This window comes from Paenibacillus sp. TAB_01 (assembly GCF_043945595.1).
Taxonomy (GTDB): domain Bacteria; phylum Bacillota; class Bacilli; order Paenibacillales; family NBRC-103111; genus Paenibacillus_S.
The window spans coordinates 6,146,585-6,164,460 of the sequence record NZ_JBIFNP010000001.1 but is presented as its reverse complement, the minus strand read 5'-3'; the positions used below and the strand labels follow the sequence as shown (position 1 = coordinate 6,164,460).

At 55.8% G+C, this 17,876-nt stretch carries 17 protein-coding genes and 1 pseudogene; 12 read left to right on the top strand and 6 right to left on the bottom strand.

All coding sequences use genetic code 11. The features are described 5' to 3' along the window. Nucleotides 1–36: 36 nt before the first annotated feature. The 4 genes from ACHHV8_RS30045 to ACHHV8_RS30030 all read left to right on the top strand — a co-directional run bounded on the left by ACHHV8_RS30045 (nucleotide 37) and on the right by ACHHV8_RS30030 (nucleotide 3,404). On the top strand, nucleotides 37–729 hold the full coding sequence (locus ACHHV8_RS30045; protein WP_395162936.1) for a response regulator transcription factor: 693 nt from the start codon (nucleotides 37–39) through the stop codon (nucleotides 727–729). After that, nucleotides 707–2,182, top strand: a complete 1,476-nt coding sequence (locus ACHHV8_RS30040) for a hypothetical protein (protein ID WP_395162935.1) — start codon at nucleotides 707–709, stop codon at nucleotides 2,180–2,182. The genes ACHHV8_RS30045 and ACHHV8_RS30040 overlap by 23 nt, the downstream gene beginning before the upstream one ends. Next, the gene (locus ACHHV8_RS30035) at nucleotides 2,065–2,901 is read left to right on the top strand and encodes a HAMP domain-containing sensor histidine kinase (protein WP_395163666.1); all 837 of its coding nucleotides are present in this window, start codon (nucleotides 2,065–2,067) and stop codon (nucleotides 2,899–2,901) included. The genes ACHHV8_RS30040 and ACHHV8_RS30035 overlap by 118 nt, the downstream gene beginning before the upstream one ends. A gap of 302 nt (nucleotides 2,902–3,203) precedes the next feature. Further along, on the top strand, nucleotides 3,204–3,404 hold the full coding sequence (locus ACHHV8_RS30030; protein WP_395162934.1) for a hypothetical protein: 201 nt from the start codon (nucleotides 3,204–3,206) through the stop codon (nucleotides 3,402–3,404). Between the two features lie 197 nt (nucleotides 3,405–3,601). Here the strand turns inward: ACHHV8_RS30030 and ACHHV8_RS30025 are convergent, their stop codons facing one another. Next, complete coding sequence (locus ACHHV8_RS30025) at nucleotides 3,602–3,940, bottom strand: DUF1904 family protein (RefSeq protein WP_395162933.1); 339 nt, start codon at nucleotides 3,938–3,940, stop codon at nucleotides 3,602–3,604. 190 nt (nucleotides 3,941–4,130) lie between these two features. Between ACHHV8_RS30025 and ACHHV8_RS36840 the strand changes: the two genes are divergently transcribed. Together ACHHV8_RS36840 and ACHHV8_RS30010 are read left to right on the top strand one after the other, a co-directional pair. After that, entirely contained in the window at nucleotides 4,131–4,736 is a 606-nt protein-coding gene (locus ACHHV8_RS36840; RefSeq protein WP_483874892.1) for a PadR family transcriptional regulator, read from the top strand. Further along, on the top strand, nucleotides 4,700–5,767 hold the full coding sequence (locus tag ACHHV8_RS30010; protein WP_395162932.1) for a PfkB family carbohydrate kinase: 1,068 nt from the start codon (nucleotides 4,700–4,702) through the stop codon (nucleotides 5,765–5,767). The genes ACHHV8_RS36840 and ACHHV8_RS30010 overlap by 37 nt, the downstream gene beginning before the upstream one ends. A 157-nt stretch (nucleotides 5,768–5,924) precedes the next feature. On the opposite strand, the pseudogene ACHHV8_RS30005 reads toward ACHHV8_RS30010, so the two are convergent. Then, a pseudogene (locus ACHHV8_RS30005) lies at nucleotides 5,925–8,176 on the bottom strand (FAD-dependent oxidoreductase). 242 nt (nucleotides 8,177–8,418) lie between these two features. Between ACHHV8_RS30005 and ACHHV8_RS30000 the strand changes: the two are divergent. Continuing rightward, nucleotides 8,419–9,363 (top strand): helix-turn-helix domain-containing protein, encoded by a 945-nt coding sequence (locus tag ACHHV8_RS30000; RefSeq protein ID WP_395162931.1) that lies wholly within the window; start codon nucleotides 8,419–8,421, stop codon nucleotides 9,361–9,363. Nucleotides 9,364–9,625: 262 nt separating this feature from the next. On the opposite strand, the gene ACHHV8_RS29995 is transcribed toward ACHHV8_RS30000, so the two are convergent. Next, nucleotides 9,626–10,075: a GNAT family N-acetyltransferase gene (locus tag ACHHV8_RS29995; protein WP_395163664.1), complete on the bottom strand. Its 450-nt coding sequence runs from the start codon at nucleotides 10,073–10,075 to the stop codon at nucleotides 9,626–9,628. 312 nt (nucleotides 10,076–10,387) lie between these two features. Between ACHHV8_RS29995 and ACHHV8_RS29990 the strand changes: the two genes are divergently transcribed. The 3 genes from ACHHV8_RS29990 (at nucleotide 10,388) to ACHHV8_RS29980 (ending at nucleotide 12,661) form a co-directional block, all read left to right on the top strand. Next, complete coding sequence (locus ACHHV8_RS29990; protein ID WP_395162930.1) at nucleotides 10,388–10,735, top strand: hypothetical protein; 348 nt, start codon at nucleotides 10,388–10,390, stop codon at nucleotides 10,733–10,735. Between the two features lie 86 nt (nucleotides 10,736–10,821). Beyond that, nucleotides 10,822–11,346 (top strand): YfiT family bacillithiol transferase, encoded by a 525-nt coding sequence (locus tag ACHHV8_RS29985; protein WP_395163663.1) that lies wholly within the window; start codon nucleotides 10,822–10,824, stop codon nucleotides 11,344–11,346. Between the two features lie 277 nt (nucleotides 11,347–11,623). Next, nucleotides 11,624–12,661: a HoxN/HupN/NixA family nickel/cobalt transporter gene (locus ACHHV8_RS29980; protein ID WP_395162929.1), complete on the top strand. Its 1,038-nt coding sequence runs from the start codon at nucleotides 11,624–11,626 to the stop codon at nucleotides 12,659–12,661. A 393-nt stretch (nucleotides 12,662–13,054) separates the two neighbouring features. On the opposite strand, the gene ACHHV8_RS29975 is transcribed toward ACHHV8_RS29980, so the two are convergent. Continuing rightward, nucleotides 13,055–13,963, bottom strand: a complete 909-nt coding sequence (locus ACHHV8_RS29975; RefSeq protein ID WP_395162928.1) for an FAD-dependent oxidoreductase — start codon at nucleotides 13,961–13,963, stop codon at nucleotides 13,055–13,057. 49 nt (nucleotides 13,964–14,012) lie between these two features. Continuing rightward, complete coding sequence (locus tag ACHHV8_RS29970; RefSeq protein WP_395162927.1) at nucleotides 14,013–14,699, bottom strand: FAD-dependent oxidoreductase; 687 nt, start codon at nucleotides 14,697–14,699, stop codon at nucleotides 14,013–14,015. A gap of 252 nt (nucleotides 14,700–14,951) precedes the next feature. Between ACHHV8_RS29970 and ACHHV8_RS29965 the strand changes: the two genes are divergently transcribed. Further along, entirely contained in the window at nucleotides 14,952–15,980 is a 1,029-nt protein-coding gene (locus ACHHV8_RS29965; RefSeq protein ID WP_395162926.1) for a Gfo/Idh/MocA family protein, read from the top strand. Between the two features lie 186 nt (nucleotides 15,981–16,166). Next, the gene (locus tag ACHHV8_RS29960) at nucleotides 16,167–16,370 is read left to right on the top strand and encodes a winged helix-turn-helix transcriptional regulator (protein WP_395162925.1); all 204 of its coding nucleotides are present in this window, start codon (nucleotides 16,167–16,169) and stop codon (nucleotides 16,368–16,370) included. Between the two features lie 131 nt (nucleotides 16,371–16,501). Here ACHHV8_RS29960 and ACHHV8_RS29955 read toward each other — a convergent pair whose 3' ends face one another. Beyond that, nucleotides 16,502–17,851, bottom strand: coding sequence for an MFS transporter (locus ACHHV8_RS29955; RefSeq protein WP_395162924.1), 1,350 nt, complete (start codon nucleotides 17,849–17,851; stop codon nucleotides 16,502–16,504). Nucleotides 17,852–17,876 lie beyond the last annotated feature (25 nt).

Below are 17,876 nucleotides of genomic sequence, written 5' to 3'. Positions count from 1 at the left end.
GGCTGCAGTCAGGTATACCCAGAGGGGAGCAAAGGCTTGTCCAAGTACAATATACTCGTTGTTGATGACGATCCCGATATCCGGGAGGCTATCGAAATTTATTTGAAGAGTGAAGAGATTTCCGTCTTGAAGGCGGAAAACGGTGTGGAGGCTTTGAAGACGGTAGAGGAGAAGGACGTGCATCTGATGATCCTGGATGTCATGATGCCGCAGCTCGACGGGATTCAAACGACGTTCAAGCTTAGGGAAAGCAACAACATCCCGATTCTGATGCTGTCTGCGAAGACGGAAGACACCGACAAAATCCTCGGTCTGAATGTTGGCGCCGACGATTATATGACCAAGCCGTTCAATCCGCTGGAGCTGATTGCGAGAGTGAAATCGCAGCTGCGGCGTTACACGAATCTGGGTCATTATGCGGCGAATAAGGAAGAGATTCGGGTGCGCGGGCTTGTGCTCGACAAAAAGGCGAAGACCGTAACGGTGGATGGAGAGCCGGTCAAGGCGACGCCCACAGAGTACAAAATTTTGGAGCTGCTGATGGAGCATAAGGGAAGAGTGTTCTCGATCGATGAGATTTATGAGAAGGTATGGGGCGATACGGCTTTCAACTCCGAGAACACGGTTGCCGTCCATGTACGGCGTATCCGCGAGAAGATCGAAATTAATCCGAAGGAGCCGAAATATTTGAAGGTGGTGTGGGGGATTGGATATAAGATTGAGAAATAAAAGATCGGCCCTTATTCTCACCGTAATCATGCTGTATCTATGGACAGTGGCGCTTTATGCGGCGGCCGATATATTTCAGCATAAAAAGTATTTTAACCGGGACGAATATTTCCGCAGCTCCGCCTTCGTCAATGAGATCGAGCTGTTCAGCAAGCTGTTCTTATCCTATTACATAGACGACAAGCCTTATATGGAAAAAACGCCGCAGGAGAAGATCGGTTCGCAGCGGTATAACGAGCTGAAGAGCAAATCCGAGCAAAGCTGGAAGGAGAAGGAAAGCAGCCTAAACCAAAGCTATGCCGATAAAATCGATGCGGCCGTACGTGCGGCCGATACGAACGCCCTCGCCCGATGGACGGAGGAGCGGGATAAGAGTATGGCTCAAGCGCGCAAGCAGAATGAGGAGTCCTTTGAAGCGTCGCTGCAAAAGCTGGCGGCCGTTAAGGATGAGGAATATAGAGAGCTGCAGCGCAGCCTGGATATCCGCAGGAGCAGCATTCTGTACTATGTGCGGAATGCCAAAACAGGCGAGGTGTATACGAATGTAAGCCCGGTTCCGGCAAATGAGGAAGCACTGCAGCAAACGGATGCTTACCGCAATGCGCTGGCTCAAATCGAGCTTCCGGCTGCTTCAGCGAAGTTCCGCGCGCTGCAATTCGTCAGCCAGTCGTTCGGACGCAGCCAGCTGGAGGGGGTGCTGGTCATTCCAAGCGATGCGAAGGGGATCAGCCGGTTTCAAGCGGACTACACCTACTTTCTCAGTATTCGCGAACGGCTGTGGAAGGAGGTCGTCCTGGGCGCGGTCTGTCTGGCTGCCGGTATTGGCCTTTATGCAGTCCTAAGGAGACGCGACGGGGGATTTGATTTGTATCCGGAAGCCCGCGTCTGGGTGAAACGAAAGGTTCCTGTGGACATCCGCGCTGCAATTTGCTTTTTCGCCGTTTTCCTTCCGCTGCTGAACGGGTTATCGGACAGTCTGTTTTATATGCCGGTACGGGCAGATCAGGCCGTGCAGCTGACGCTGAGCGCGGCAGCCCTTGGCTTGGTGCTGGTACAGCTGGGAGGAGCGTTCCGATTGCTCCAGGCCCGGCACCGGGAGGTGCTTCGTACGGAATGGGAACAGGGCTTCTGCTCTACGCTGATCCGGATGGGCCGTGAAAGCTGGCAGCATAAGAGCCTGCTGTTCAAGCTATTGTGCCTACTGGCGCTCACGGTTGTGCTGGGGCTGCTGCTTGGCCTCATGCTGGAGGATTCGGGTCAGCCCAATGAATTCGTTGTGGTGACGCTGCTTTACGCGGTGATCTATATGCTTGTGGTCGTTCCGTTCCTGCTGCAATTTATCGTTGCTCTGAATCGGATCATGAAGGGACCGAGCAACTGGCCGCTGGAAATTTTGAGACCCGGATACCGGCCAAGAGCAGCGGACAGCTGTCGGTGCTGGCCCATCATCTGAACCATATGCGGGACAGCTTTCAGCAGGCGTTGGAGGGCCGGATGAAAAGCGAGCGGATGAAGTCGGAGCTGATTACGAACGTATCGCACGATTTGAAGACGCCGCTGACTTCGATTATTAACTATGTTCATCTATTGAAGCGGGAAGGGACGTCGCCCGAGGAAGCGCATCAGTATATTGAGGTGCTGGACCGCAAAACCGACAGGCTGAAGGTGCTGATCGACGACTTGTTCGAAGCGTCCAAAATGGCCAGCGGGGCTGTCGAGCTGAACTATGAGAAAGTGGATGTTGCGGCGCTCATGCATCAGGCACTGGCTGAATGCAGCGAGAAGGTCGAGGAGGCCAAGCTGACCTTCCGGGTCAATGCGAGCGCTTCGCATTTGTATGCCCGGCTGGACGGCATGAAGACCTGGCGTGTCTTCGAGAACCTCATCAGCAATGCCGTGAAGTATTCGCTGCCGAATACCAGGGTATACATCACCATGACGGAGCAGCCGGAGCATATCGAAATCCGGATGCAGAACGTGTCGGCTTACGAAATCGATTTTGAGGTGGAGGAGCTGTTCGAGCGTTTTAAGCGGGGTGATCAGTCGCGCCATACCGAAGGCTCCGGTCTGGGTCTGGCTATCGCGAAAAATATTGTCGAGCTGCAGGGCGGCCGGCTGACGATCGAAATCGACGGCGATCAGTTTAAAGTAAAGATTCAGTTTCCGAAATAGCCCGGTGTGAACCGGCGCTTGTTAGCGGCCCCCCCTATAAGGAAGCCATGAAAAAACTTGCGGAGTATGCGGAATCGTTCTGTAGAAGCGAAAATGTTCGCCTTTGTCCCTGGATTTCAACCGCTGCAAGCGGCATATAATCAAAGAAATACAGAGACAACAGCGATCGTAGGAATGTTCCGTACTCATAGCGATGACTTTTTCAGTGGCCTCCCTATAGCGGGGTCTTTTTTTTGCTTTAAACTGGAACAAACTGGATAGAATGCGCGTCAGTACAATAGGCTGAGGAAGGAGAGATACACATGGGTGCATGGAATCCGATAGGCATATTCACGCTGCTGGTGTCGTGGGTTATTATTGCAGGCATCGCCGTCTTCGTGATCCGGTATGCGATTAATACATCCCGGCTGACAGGAGAGCTGACGGAGGTAAAAAGAGAGCTTCAGCAGCTGCGTCACGAGCTGAAGCTTAGGGCCGGGAACGAAAAAGAGGACACCTTGTAGGGTGTCCTCGGGCTTACGGGCGTTCATCCGTCCGGTGCATCGATGGCCCCCGGCCGGGTAATTCATGACGCATTCAAACGGAAGGGGCCGGCTGCGCACAAAAACTGACCGATGTCAGATTTTTTGGTCAAATGTTATTTGGCGGGAAGCGGGTTTTAAGATACAATTACAATCAGGTCATTCTGTGAAAAGCCGGGTTACTCCGGCGGGTAAGGCTGTCCTGCAGTCAGAGGCTCCCCATTTTTGTAGTAGAGCGACGGACTCAGTATAATGAAGAAGAGATGAGCGTTCGGATAATCGGCCTCCAGCAGCATCCGGTTGAGCATAGCTGCTACGGCGTCGTGAATTTCCTGCTTTCTTGGAAACATAAGAATCTCGACGCTGAGCGGAACCTGGGTGATCGCTTCGGTCAGCAGCAGCTCGATCTTCACCTTTTCTTTCGGAATTTGTACAATCGCTGCGAATTCCTCCACGACCCTGGGGGCGATGGAATGCAGAAAATCTCGGGGAAAACCTTTGAAACGCAAATAAGGCATGATGTCTGTCTCCCTTATAAGAAATAGAGAAGGTCTGAATAGACGCATCCTCTAGGATGTGCCAAACGGGTTTAATCCAACCTGCGGGACTAGCTTATATGTACAAATTTACATATAATAGCTTGTGAACATCGTACTACGGTTCAATTCATATGTCAATCATCTGGAAAAGACGTGAATGGAGGCGTGAATGAATACTCTTTCCTACGGTTTGCTCGCCTTGTTAACGCGCGGTCCGCGTTCAGGCTACGAATTAATGCAGCAAATTCAACCGATCTGGCAGGCCAAGCATAGTCAGATTTATCCCCTGCTGGCCTCGATGGAGAAGCGAGGATTTGTACATTATGTGCCTGTTGCACAGAAGGACAAGCCTGATAAAAAAGTATACTCGATTACCGGCGAAGGGCTGGATGCCCTGCGCGAATGGGTGCCCGAGCCGACCGGGGAACCGGTCAAGCGGGATGAGATGCTGTTAAAAACCTACTGCATCGGGCTGATCGGGTCCGATCAGGCTCGCCGGCTGTTCGAGGGCCAGCATCCAGATGTATCGCGGCAAACTGGAAAAGTACCGGCGGATGATCGAAGAGTTGGGCAGCGAGACGGAGACGGCGGTTACGGAAGGACATATCGAACACCCCTGCTTCGGCAGTTATATTTTATTGAAACGGGCAGTCGCAAACGCGCAATCCGATTTGGATTGGTGCCGCTGGGTGCTGGAGTTAATTCATCTGAATCACATAGGGAGCGTGGAGAAGTAAGATGGCGGGGACAATTGTATGCTTGGGGGAACTATTGATTGATTTTGTGCCGGAGCAGAACGGTCAGGCACTTGAAGAGGTCCCTGCTTTTCAGCGGGCGGCGGGCGGCGCGCCGGCCAATGTAGCTGCTGCGGTAGCGAAGCTCGGAGGATCTTCCCGTTTTATCGGGAAGATCGGGCGCGATGCGTTCGGCCGCTTTTTGCGCGGTACGCTGGAAGCCGCGGGAGTGGATACGGCGCTCGTCGAAACGGACGCGGCGAGGACGGGCCTTGCCTTTGTATCGCTGCGCGAGGACGGGGAGCGGGACTTCTTGTTCTACCGCGGACCCTCCGCGGATATGCTGCTGGAAGCGTCGGAAGTAGACGACGCCTGGCTGCGCGATGCCGCCGTCTATCACTTCGGCTCGGTATCGCTGATCAGCGAGCCGTGCCGCACGGCTACGCTGGAGGCGGCCCGCCGGGTCAAAGCCTCCGGCGGAGTGATCTCCTACGATCCGAACCTGCGCCCCGCGCTGTGGCCGGATGAAGAGACGATGCGCCAGGAGGTGCTGGCGCATATCGGGCTGGCCGACATCGTGAAGGTGAGCGAAGAGGAAGCGGCCTTTCTGACCGGATTGGACCCGGCGGAAAGCGTTCAGCAACTGCTGGAACTTGGCGCTAAGGCTGTGGTCGTTACCCGGGGCGAAGAAGGGTGCTGCGTCGTGACGCGTAATGCGATGACGCTTGTGCCGGGCGTACGGGTTAAAGCGGTGGATACGACCGGAGCGGGCGACAGCTTTGTCGGGGCCATGCTGTTCCAGCTTGCAGAGCAGGGCATTGAAGCCGATGGCATTGAGTCCGCTTTTTCCGACGACGCGAAGGTGAAGGAAATGTTCTCGTTCGCCAATCAGGTCGGTGCCATTACAACGACGCGCAGGGGAGCCATTCCGGCCCTGCCGACGATGGCCGAGGTGCTGGGGATCGAAGAAACGGAAGAAACGGAAGCGGAGGGGATCGAGGAGCTGGACAAGCTGGAGGGCTTGTTCAAAGAAGGCGGATTCCCCTTTGCCTCCCATCCTAAGGAATCCTAGCTTCGTTCACCCATTTACCTAGCAGGAAGATAAATTCCATAAAAACGCCCGTGGCCCCGCTCTTGAACAAGAAGGGGGCCCGGGCGTTTTATTTTACGCGGTCCATCGGAGATTGTGCGCAAAGCTAAAGTTCAGGCGGGAAAACCTGCCAAGCCGCTCATTCATAGACGCGGATTTCAATGACTTCGGCGCAGGGACTGCCGTTCGTCGCTTCCACGACCAGACGAAGACGATCGGCTGTTACAGACGCCGCGAAGGTATGCACGCGCTTGCGCTTACGGTTGGATTTCTCTTCGTGAATTACTGTCCACCTTCCGTCGAGCCGAGCTTCCAACCGGTAATCACGCACCAGCTCTGGAATAACCGCGAACGGTGTGCTGTGATGGTGCAGGTTAATCAAGTCCTCGTTCACATCGTCGTTAAAGACGAGCTGAACCTCGCGGAAGGTCTCGGCCTGCTCCCATTTCAGCTCCAGGGCTGCGGTCTCACCGGGTTTCAGCGCCTCCGATATCCACAGGTGCGGCTGCTCGTAGGGCCGGAGATAGCCGTCAATAGCCTTGTCGGCGGTGAAAGCGGAAGTTTCGGGATAAAGCCGGAAGCAGAACGGCCTGCGCACCAGCTTCTTCATGCTCCACTGAACGACCGGCTGATCGGGCTGGTGATCCTCCAGATCCTTGGAGACGACCGGCCTCTGGCCCTTGATAAAAGAGAGCACGCCGGTCTGCGGCTCATGTGACAAGTGCAGCGTAAGGCTGGCGTTCGCCTTCACGACGATGAATGCGTGCTGCGGCTCAGAGGGCCTCCACTCGAGCGGCACGCGCACCCACTGCCGCTCGCCTGCCGCAACCTCCGCACTGCCGCTGACCTCGAGCCGGTGCGGCACGTAGTTCTCTCCGCGGCCGGTGCTCCACAGCTCGACCTCGAGCGTCGCCGGCGCCGACGCATCGAGCAGCAGCTCCAGCAGCTCCAGCCCCGGCGCCACCGGCACGAGCAGGCCCGCGTCCTGGGCCAGCGCAAACGGCTCGGCGGCCTGCTCGACCGAGAGCCGCCGCAGCTCGCTCGACGCCGTGACGGACGCACGGCGTGCAAGATCCCGCTCATCGGTGCTGCGCAGCCCGATGATGGAGGCATCCTGGCGCAGCATCGTCTGCTGCAGCTGCGCCAGGTGCCGGCGGTACACGTCGCGCGGCGTCACGCCGTGCTGAACCGCCAGGGCCGCGCCGGTACCCGCGGCCTCGCCGATGACCGCGCAGGTGGCCATGACGCGCGTCGTGCCGAAGGCTACGTGCGAGGCGCTGATGTTGCGCCCCGCAAACAGCAGGTTCGAGACGTTGACCGAGTACAGGGAGCGGAACGGAATATGGTAGATGCCATCCGCATGCAGATGCTTCGAGCCGCTCTCGGTCGAATACATCCCTTGAGGCGGATGAAGGTCGATCGACCAGCCGCCGAAGGCGACGCGGGTCCTCGAAGGCCCGCTGGGCCATAATATCGTTCTGGTTCAGCACGTAATCCCCGATGAAGCGGCGGAACTCCCTTTTGCCGGGCAGGGCGCCGACCCATTCCAGCGTCATGTTATCGGCCTGGAACTGACCGGAATTTTTGATATAGTCCCAAATGCCGTAGATGACGGACCACAGCTCATCGCGGATTTGCTCATTCGCATGAACGGTGTCCAGCTCGCCGCCCCATTCGATCCACCAATAATGACAGCCGGAATCGCCGCTGCGAATAACGCGCTTCATTGGAATCGTCGTTTGAGTGATGTCCTTGGCAAAGCTCGGGGCGACGTACTTGACCGGATGGCCGGCATCCCTCGTATAGAACAGGAGGGTGCTGCCGAGCGTAATGTCATCGGCTGCCTCGGGCGCCCAGTCTTCATTATATTCATGACGCGCCTCGCGTCCGATGCGGTATTTGGCCCCGGCCAGGAAGCCGACCAGACCGTCGCCCGTGCAATCCAGAAACATAGCGCTTTCAAAACGGATTCTCCGCTCCGAGCCCATCATCCAGCCTGTGACCGAAATGATTTTGCGGTCATTCCGCATTGCCTGCCGCCTCGACCTCATGCACATCCGTGTTCAGAAACAGTTGAATGTTGCTTTCCGCACGTACGGCCTCAAGCAGGGTCAAATCCCAGAAATACGGATTGCCCTCCGGATTGCGGTATTGGTTGTCGACGAACAGCTCGCCCATAATACCGGTTTCTCTGGCATAGCGGTTCGTGCCATGCGCGGTGGCGCCGCATACCCAGACGCGGACCTCACTGCTGGAGTTTCCGCCAAGCACAGGCCGGTTCTGAACGAGGGCAACCGTTCTGCCAAGTCTGGCTGCGGCAATCGCCGCATTCAGGCCGGCCAACCCGCCGCCGATGACGGTTATATCGGTTTGTACCGTTTCATTTTTCATGTGGATTCACCTCATTTATAAAGTTTGTATCCGTAATTTCATTATATATACGGAACTTTACTTTTCACATGCATTGAATTAACATCATACATATACAAAATTTCGTGAATATATTTGTCGAAGGCGGGTGCCCTGCGCAGGCTTCCACCGATGCATTCTGAATCCATGGGATAACGAATGCAGTGTGCTGTGTCCGTGGAAAATAGAGGTTTTTTCTGTAACCATAGGAAAGGAGATGCAGCATGGAACCATGGAGGTTCTGGATTCCCTCCGTTATCAGTCACGTATTCTGGTACCGGAAAAAGGCATTTCAGCTGAAAGAGGACACGTACGCCGACTGGGTGCTGTTTGCCGTGCAGGCAGGCTCTTTTCGTTACCGGATCGGCGAGGCTTCAGGCGAGGCAGGCTTCGGCGATGCGGTGCTCTGCCCGCCGGGGGTGGCGTTCGAGCGGGAGGTTATCGAACCGGTGACGTTTCATTTTTATACCATCGGCTGGGAACGCTCCATGGAGGAAGCGGTGGAACTAAGCCGCGGAGCCGGGGACAGTGCCGCAGAGGTGAAGCTGAAGGAGTCGGCGGGAGCTGCCCGAGGGCTGAGAGGCTCCGGCGGTGACATGCAGCCTGATGAGCTATCAGTGGCGGAGAGTACATCGGAATTGGTTTTTTCTTCCAAGATGATGCCCGTTCATTTAAGCTGGCTAGACCATAACCGGCTGTCGAGCACGTACTTCTATATGGAGCAGCTGGCCCGGCTTCGTCCCGGTGAGCCGAAACGGGCACAGTGGAATCATTTCCTGCATGATTTATGGCAGTTATACGGGATGGAGCAGGAGGTGGCCAGGCAGACGAGAGAGCAGCAGGAGCAGGATCCGTTGATGCAGGAAGCGGAGCGTTGGCTGCGGCAGCAGGCGTTCGGGCCGATTCTTTTAAAGGAGCTCAGCGCCCGGCTTGGCTTGAGCCCGGTGCAGCTGACGCGGCAATTTCACGCGGCCTGCGGCGCGACGCCAATGGATTATTTAACCTCATTAAGAATTCAGAAGGCAAAGGCGCTGCTGCTCGAAACCGATATGACGCTGGAGCAGATCGCCGAACAGTGCGGCTACGAGAACGGCTTTTATTTAAGCCGGATGTTCTCCAAGACGATGAAGGTCAGTCCTTCCCGATACCGCAGCATGCACCGGCTTTGACAGGGGAGAGCCTGCAGGATAGCAAGAACAGGCGCCTAGACACCAATGCCGCAAGCGGCAAACGATGCGGGTACAGGGGGACGGCAGTAGGCAGCAGCCCATTCGCCGGGGAGCCGACTAATTTTTGGCAGAGGGCTTGGGAGAGCGTTGGCATAGTGCCGGAGAGTGAGCTGGCAACACCGTGGGAAGCAAGTCATGTGAAAAAGCCGGCCGGAGCAGCTCCGGTAGGCTTGACTGATGAATGATACGAAGAATCCGTTGCTTAAAGCTGCTTCTTCATTCTCACATGCGGAATTCCTGCATCCAGGAACGTTTCCGGCGAGATGGTGACGTAGCCCAGCTTCTGGTAGAACACCTCCGCCTGACATTGGGCATCGAGCAGCGTGTAGGCAAAGCCAAGCTTTTTGGCCTGCTCCTCTAAGCCCAGCACGATCGCTTTGCCGGCGCCCGTTCCCCGCATAGGCTTCAGCACGGCAATGCGTTGGAGCTTCATGGTCGAGTTTGCATTTTCATAGGGCCGCATTCTGCCCGTAGCCGCAGGCTGTCCATCTACCAGCAGCAGCATATGGGTGCAGGCCTCCGGGCTTTGATCGAATTCATCAACCTCCAGGCTGGCGTCGACCTGCTGTTCTCTAACGAATACCTCCATACGAATATCGAGGCATTGCTGGAGCTGCTCTTTATTGGTCACAAGTACGATTCGCTTCACGATTCATTCTCCTTTGCTGTGGCAGGGATGTTAGTTCAAATGACAATAAGTCTACTTTTATGAATACTCCAAAAAACGCCCGGCGTCAAATTGAAATGATGACCGTTGGTCAAATTCGCTTGTAGGATAAATCCAAGGAACCCGGGACATCGGTCGGCCGGGAGCAGCATCCGGGCTCGCAGCAATCATTTTTCAGCGGCTGCTGATTTGGATTTTCTTATGACCGGCGAAACCGTTAGCGGCTTGCTTGCGTCTATAAGGTTAGAAGTTGGTTTTTTCTTGAAGAGACGAATAATCCAGGTCAGGAGTGAGGGAATGGGTATCATTATTTTTGTCATATTTGTTTTCATTGTTATTTCGATTATTACACGGGCGGTGAATAATTCAAGGCAGGGCGGCCGCCGCCGTTACGATCGGAGCGGTTACCAGAATCATAACGGCGCATCCTCGGGCTTTGTGGACAGCAGTACTTATGACAATGAGGACTCGAACCATCGTCACCACCATCATCATCATTCGCATCATCACGATCACCAGCACGGTCACCATCACAGCGGGCATCATGACAGCCACTCTAGCGACAACAGCTCAAGCGGATCCTCGGACAGCTCATCCGGCGGCGATAGCGGTGGCGGGGGAGACAGCGGCGGCGGAAGCGATTGAGCATCGAAGCCGTCCGTGTCCGTACGGGATGAGGGATATAAAGGCAAGTCACTTGATAAGGAGAGGTTCGTATGACAGCATCCGATTTGGAGACATTGAAATATCCGATAGGGCAATTTTCATGGAACGGGGCAATTTCCGGGGAGCAGCGGCTTCGCTGGATTCAGGAGATTGAAGAGGCTCCGGAGCTGCTAAGAAAAGCCGTGGATGGCTTGAGCCCGCAGCAGCTGGATACCCCTTACCGTCCGCAGGGCTGGACTGTCCGTCAGGTGGTTCATCATTTGGCTGACAGCCATATGAACAGCCTGGTTCGCTTCAAGCTGGCGCTGACCGAAGAACAGCCGACGATCAAGCCTTATGATGAAGCGCGGTGGGCGGAGCTTGCCGACGGCAGCCAGGCGGATATTTCATTATCGTTAGCGCTGCTGGATCAGCTGCATGCCCGGTGGGGACTCCTGTTCCGTTCATTGGGGGAGGAACAATGGGGACGCACCTTCATTCATCCGGAATCGGGCGTGGTCCGGTTGGACGTCAACTTGGGCATTTATGCTTGGCACGGGCGTCATCATACAGCTCATATTACAAGCCTGAGGACGCGGATGAACTGGTAAGTCTGTTGTGTGTTTCAGCGGCAGGAAAAATGTCAGATCGATAAGGGACTGGGCTTGGGTCATTTATGACGCCGGGAGCGGTTCCTTTTTTATTCATGGACTCAGAAAGGTGTGAACAAATCTAACATATTTCTTGTTGAATGAAATATTGTGTGCTAAACTACATTTTGTGATACAAATTAGCGAAAAAGTAACACGGGTTAGAGCTTGTTGTTATACAAGTTTCCGTTTTCAATTCAAGTAAAACAGTTCCGTATTCCGGTAGGGAGGGTTTTCTGTGTTAAAAACCGTATTGGCCAGCCGCCGTCAATGGCAAGGCTACGCAATTGTTATCGTGATCCTGCATCTTCTCGGAATCTGGGGCTTAATTTCAGCCGCTTCCGTCAATCCGGCCTTCTGGGGCTTAGGTTTGCTGGCCTACACGTTCGGCCTCCGGCATGCCTTCGACGTGGACCATATCGCCGCCATCGATAATACGGTGCGCAAGCTGGTGGAGCAGAAGCGCAATCCGCTCGGGCTGGGCTTCTTTTTCTCGCTCGGCCATTCCACGGTCGTCTTTCTGATGGTGCTGGCCATTGCCTTTTCCATACATTGGATTCAGAATCACATGCCGGAAATGCAGGACATTGGCGGCGTCATCGGGGCTTCCGTCTCGGGCTTGTTCCTGCTGATCATCGGTCTGGTTAACCTGGTTATACTTGTTCAGCTGTTCAAAGTATTTCAGCAGTGGCGCCGGGGTGAGCACAACCACGAGCATGTGGAGCACTTGCTGCACAATAGAGGCTTCTTCGCCCGACTGATTCGTCCTTTTTACGGATTTATCAAAAAAAGCTGGCATGTGTACCCGCTCGGCTTCCTGTTCGGGCTCGGGTTTGATACGGCTACCGAGGTCGGCTTGCTGGCCATTTCGGCGGGCGCTGCGAAGACGTCTATCTCCGTATTCGGGATCATTTCGCTGCCGCTGTTGTTTGCAGCCGGGATGAGCCTGCTGGATACGGCCGACGGCATGGTGATGACATCGGCTTACCGCTGGGCGTTCAAGACACCTCTGCGCAAGCTGTATTATAACTTGACCGTCACCCTGCTCTCGGTCATTGCGGCTCTGCTGATCGGCATGGTAGAACTGACGCAGGTGCTGAGCGAGAAGCTGGATGCGCAGGCGCCATTCTTTAAGTGGCTGCAGGATTTGGACTTTGGCGTTCTCGGCTATGTGCTGGTTGCGCTGTTCCTGGCCGCTTGGGCGATTTCCCTGCTGGCATGGAAATGGTTGAAGGTCGAGAAGCCTGCGGGCGGTATCGGCATGAAGCAGGGCTAGGCTGAAGCGGGAAGGGAAGCATACCGCCAAAACGGGCAGGCAGCGGGGATGCCGCCGATAAACTAGCGGAGAGTGCGGAATCGTTCTGTAGAAGCGAAAGCGTTCGCCGTTATCCCTGGATTTCAACCGCTACAAGCGGAAGATAATCAAAGAAATACAGGGGTAACAGCGATCGGAAGAAGGTTCCATACTCGCAGCGATGACTTTTTCAGTGGCTTCGCAGTGCACAGCGGATGGAGATTTTTACCGGCTGCCGGCGGCTCTCAATCCAACACTGCCACCCTGTATAAGGAATACATACAGCTTCACTACAAAAAAAGAACAAGCCTGTACGTCACAGACTCCGCTTCAAGCGGGCAGGGACGGTACAGGCTTTTTTTTGAAAAAAATGAATTAGACCGGTAAAAGTCCTCCATCCCAAGGCATACCCTTGCGGAAGCGAACCTCATCGTGCCAACGCTGAAGCATGAGAACGCTGAACTGATACATATCCCATATTTCGCAAGGCTTGGCTTTCGAGCCGGAAGCTTTGAGAATCGCATTGACGGCACGGCGGGCCGCCTCATTCGCTCCCTCCATGGTGGCGAGGTCCGTGTTCGTTTTAACATAGTCGGAGGCGAGGAACAGATTCGGAATATCGGTATAAGCGTGCGGGCGAAGCGCCCACGTATGGACCTTGTTGACCAGCAGCGGCTCAAGATTGATAGCGACGCCCTCGGGATTCGGCAGATGCACATCCTCGTCGAGGAACCAGGAATGAATGTTGCTGTCCTCCAGCACTACACGTCCGTCGACGTTCAAGCTGGCCTTCAGCTGCGCCCACACCTCCTGCATAACTTCCTCTCTGGAGCATTGACGTGCGCTCTTGCCGAACAAGGTGCCCGGCGTCTCCCAATCGGAAATATCGACCGACAGAATGCCTTTGACTTGACCGTCGCCGTATTCGCTTAGATCGACATCGGGCCAAAACTGCTTCTGGGACACCGACGTCAGCGCCCAAGTCGAATCCATATAAATCATATGGCCGTGAATGATAGGCACGTCTTCCTTCAAGTAAAACTGAATCCCGTTCATCCAGTCGACGCTTTCGGCCAGCTCCTTGATGTTCGCCAAGGTCCGGTCTCCCTCCAGCAGCTCGTCCGTGATGAATTGCGCCATGACCTCCACCGGGAACGCTGCCACGTAATAATCCGCCTGCACCTCGAATGTCGCACCTTTTTCCGTAACGGTGGCGCCGGTAATGACTCCGTTGCTGCAGTGGATCTGCTCCACCTTTGCCTCCAGATGATAATCGACGCCCAATTGGCGAAGATGCTCCAGCCAAGGATAAATCCATACCTCATTGGTCGGTTCAGTTCAGCAGCCGGTCGGCGCTTCCGCCCGGCATTGTCATATCGAGCATAATCTGCGAGCCGACCGTACCGATCGTCGCCGTATTCGCTTCCCGCGCTTTGGCTGCGACAAGAATCCGCGTCATCCCTGTAAACACCCGCTTGAAGTTGGCCGACTGCGCATCCGCATCGATGAAATTCCACCAGGCAATGTTCTGGTATTCCTCTTCCCTGCGGTCGTTGCAGCTTGTCATAACCTGCCAGCAGCGTTCCAGGTAATGTTCGACTTCTTCCTCCGACAGGCCGAGATGATTGTCGAATAAGGAGCGCAGGAGCGCCTTTATATCTGTAAGCGATGTCGGAAATTCGGTAACGAATTCGACAGGCACATCGTCGGTTCTTGCCAGCCCCAATCGGGTTCCTTCGACAAGATTGTCGGCAACCCCGCGCTTATTCGCACCGTACGGAATCCGTTCCATCGTGTCGATGACGTGCTTGTAAAATCTCGGGAAAAAACGGAAGCCATGCTCGCCGGGCAAGTCCTTCCGGCCATGAACCCCGCTGTCGGGAACCGGCATCGACCGGGCCTTGCCCCCCGGAATGCGCTTCATCTCATAAACCGCTACGTCGAATCCCCGTTCCGCCAGCTCGTGAGCCGCGCTCATTCCGGCAACGCCGCCGCCGAGAACGGCTACTTTTTTCGTCATTTCATTTCCTCCCCTGTCATAAATTGTTATAAAATATAATCTATTTATACCATGACTTTTCGACTAATAAAATCAATTTGTTTCGACAAAATTAGACAATTAGACCTAATCTAAGAATCGAAGAGGGAGGGGCCCTATAAAACCAGAATAAAACAGCAATTGAACAGGATGGAGTAAAGACAAAACGGTCCGCCGTTCGGTATGATAGCCGTAGGATGATAATTAAGCCCACAAGGCAGGGGAGGAAGTTACATGACCAAATTCCATATCGCCGTTATCGGCTGCGGAGGCATGTCCAAATCGTGGATCGAATATGCGCTGCAGAGGGAGGATACGGAGATTGCAGCTCTGGTGGATCTGCGAAAAGAAAGCGCTGCCGCGATGGCGGAGCGCTATGGTATCCAGTGCGGCATCTACGATGATGTAAGACAGGCGATTACCGAATCGGGGGCAAACCTCGTGTTCGATGTGACCATTCCCGAGAGTCATGCGGCGGTGGCTACTATGGCCATGGAGCTTGGATGCGATGTGCTGGGAGAAAAGCCGATGACGGTCTCAATGGCGGAAGCGAGACGTCTTGTCGACTTGGCGGAGCAGAAGAACCGCACTTACGCCATTATGCAGAACCGGCGTTACCTCACGCAAATTCGCGCGTTCCGCGAGCTGGTGCATACGGCCGGGATCGGCGAGATCGGATTTGTAAATGCGGATTTCTTCCTCGGACCGCATTTCGGCGGCTTCCGCGATGCGATGGCGAGCCCGCTGATCCTCGATATGGCCATTCATACGTTTGATCAGGCCCGGCTGATTACAGGCCAAGATCCGGTATCGGTTTACTGCCACGAGTTTAATCCGGCGGGCTCCTGGTATGCGGGCAATGCAGCGGCCGTCTGCCTATTCGAATATGATAACGGCGGCGTGTTTTGCTACCGGGGCTCCTGGTGCGCTGAGGGCAGTCCTACGTCCTGGGAATCGCAGTGGCGGGTGAACGGCAGCCAAGGGACGGCGATTTGGGATGGAGCCTCTCCGCCTTTTGCCGAAGTGGCGGTACCGCAGCAGGAGCCGGCCTTTACCCGCACCTTCGAGCGGATTGAAGCCGATTTGAGCTGGCAGGGCAAGCAGGGGCATCACGGGTGTTTGGATGAGATGTTTGCCGCATTGTCGGAAGGACGGAAGCCGGAGACGAACTGCACGGACAATATTAAAAGCATGGCGATGGTATATGGCGCGCTGCAAAGCGCAAAGGAAGGGCGCAAAATTCAGCTGGCCGAGCTGATGTAAATCAAGTCGCAAGCTTGCGGACATCATCAGCCTACGACGCATGTTCTTTTATCCAAGAGAACAAACGAAGCTTTTGTACCGGCGACCCCCGCAAAATATCGACGCGCTTCGAATCCGTTTAGCATCCTCAAAATGACAGGTTCTGACAGGCTGTCGAATACGAGATGACGGGCGGGTCGATTTCTGATGAATTTATCGAATTGCCGCGGCTGCGGCAAGCTGCATCTGCAGCGGGCGCATGTGCTGTGCGCGGATTGCTTTAAGCTGCATTTGGAACAAAGCAGCCGGATCAAAGCATTTCTTCAGGCTCATCCCGGAGCAACGGTGATCGATCTGGCCAGAGAAACCGGCCTGTCTTTAAACCAGGTGAACGAGCTGGTCGGCCGATAGCGCGTTCAGGAAAAATAATCCTGCGCCGAGTGACGGCGCAGGCGAGAAGAACAATAAAGCAATGCCCCAAGGCAAAGGAGCCGGACTCCCTTCTTTGCCTTGGGGCATTTTTGGCATTCGCTGCGGGCCGTTCAGCTTATCCGCTTGCGCTTGCGGCTTGCGGCATAGAGCGCCCAGGCTGCTCCAAGCAGCATAAGCAGCAGCGCGCAGCCGGCGTACAGCGTGCCGAGACCAAGCGCGCCGAGTGCGGCGAAGCCGAGCAGCGGTCCGAGGGCCGCGCCTACATCGACGACCGTCGTATAGGTCGTCATGTAGGCGACCCGGGAGCTCCCGCCGGCCGTATCGGCGGCAAGCGCATCGGTGAGCGTGACGATCGCCGTATTCGCCAGCTGGGCGGCCATCAGGATGGCCAGCCATGCGGCAAAAGGCGGCTGCAGCGGCAGCAGCAGGAAAGCCGCCGCTGCAAGCGCTAGGCTGGCGCCGTAGACCGGCAGCCTGCCGCGGGGGCCGTCGGACCAGGCCCCGATCCGCGGGGACAGGAACGGCGACCAGGCCCAGCGGACGGCCTGCACGATCCCGGCGACGGAGGCCGCTCCCCAGGCGGCCCCCATCAGCAGAATCGTCCCGGATGCAGGCATGTGAGCTTCGATCAAAGGGCTCATCGTGCCAAGATAAACGCCGAAGAAGATAACGCCCGTAATCAGACCGGAGGCGAGCACGAGCCAGCCTTCGGCTGTGAGTGATTTCAGACCCGCGAGCCTGCTGGAGGCCATTGTTGCTTGCTTCGGCGCAGCCGATGCCGCTCCCGTCTCCTTCGCATCAAGCCCTGCTTTCTCCCCCGTCTCTGCCGATGCTTGCCCGGTGGGCGATACCGGAAGGAAACGCCAGGCGAGCGGCAGGCCAGCCGCTGTGGCGACACCCAAGACGAGCGCGACATAGCGGGCGCCGATCAGCTCGGCCAGCAGCCCGCCGGCCAGCATGCCGATGAGGCTGCCTATGCCGATAATGCCGTTGTAGCTGCCGAGCAGGCTTCCGCGGTTCGTGGGACGGGAAGCCTCCAACACGGTCAGGTAACCGCCGATACGCAGCAGCGACCAGGCGGCTCCCCACAGTGTTCGGGCTATGAGCAGCAGAGTAAAGCCGGACAGGCTCCCGTAAGCGAGGGTCGTGAGTACAGCCAGACCCACGGCCAGCACAATGCCGGCACGCTTGGAGATCCGCCCGTAGAGCCATCCGATCAGCGGATTCAACGGCAGGCGGACGAACCGGTTGACGGACAGCAGGAATCCGACCTGCCATAACGATTGAAGCCCGAACTGCTGCCAGTAAACCGGCAGCACAATATACAGCATAGAGTCCCCCAGTAAACTGACGGCCGTAATCCATGCGACGATGCGGACGGACTTTTTGGCTTCCATCGAGGTACGGTGACGGTCAAGCTGGGACGGTTCGGCTGCCGATCCGGCGGTGGAGGTTTTCATTATGGCGCTCCTTTGGATTTCAGAC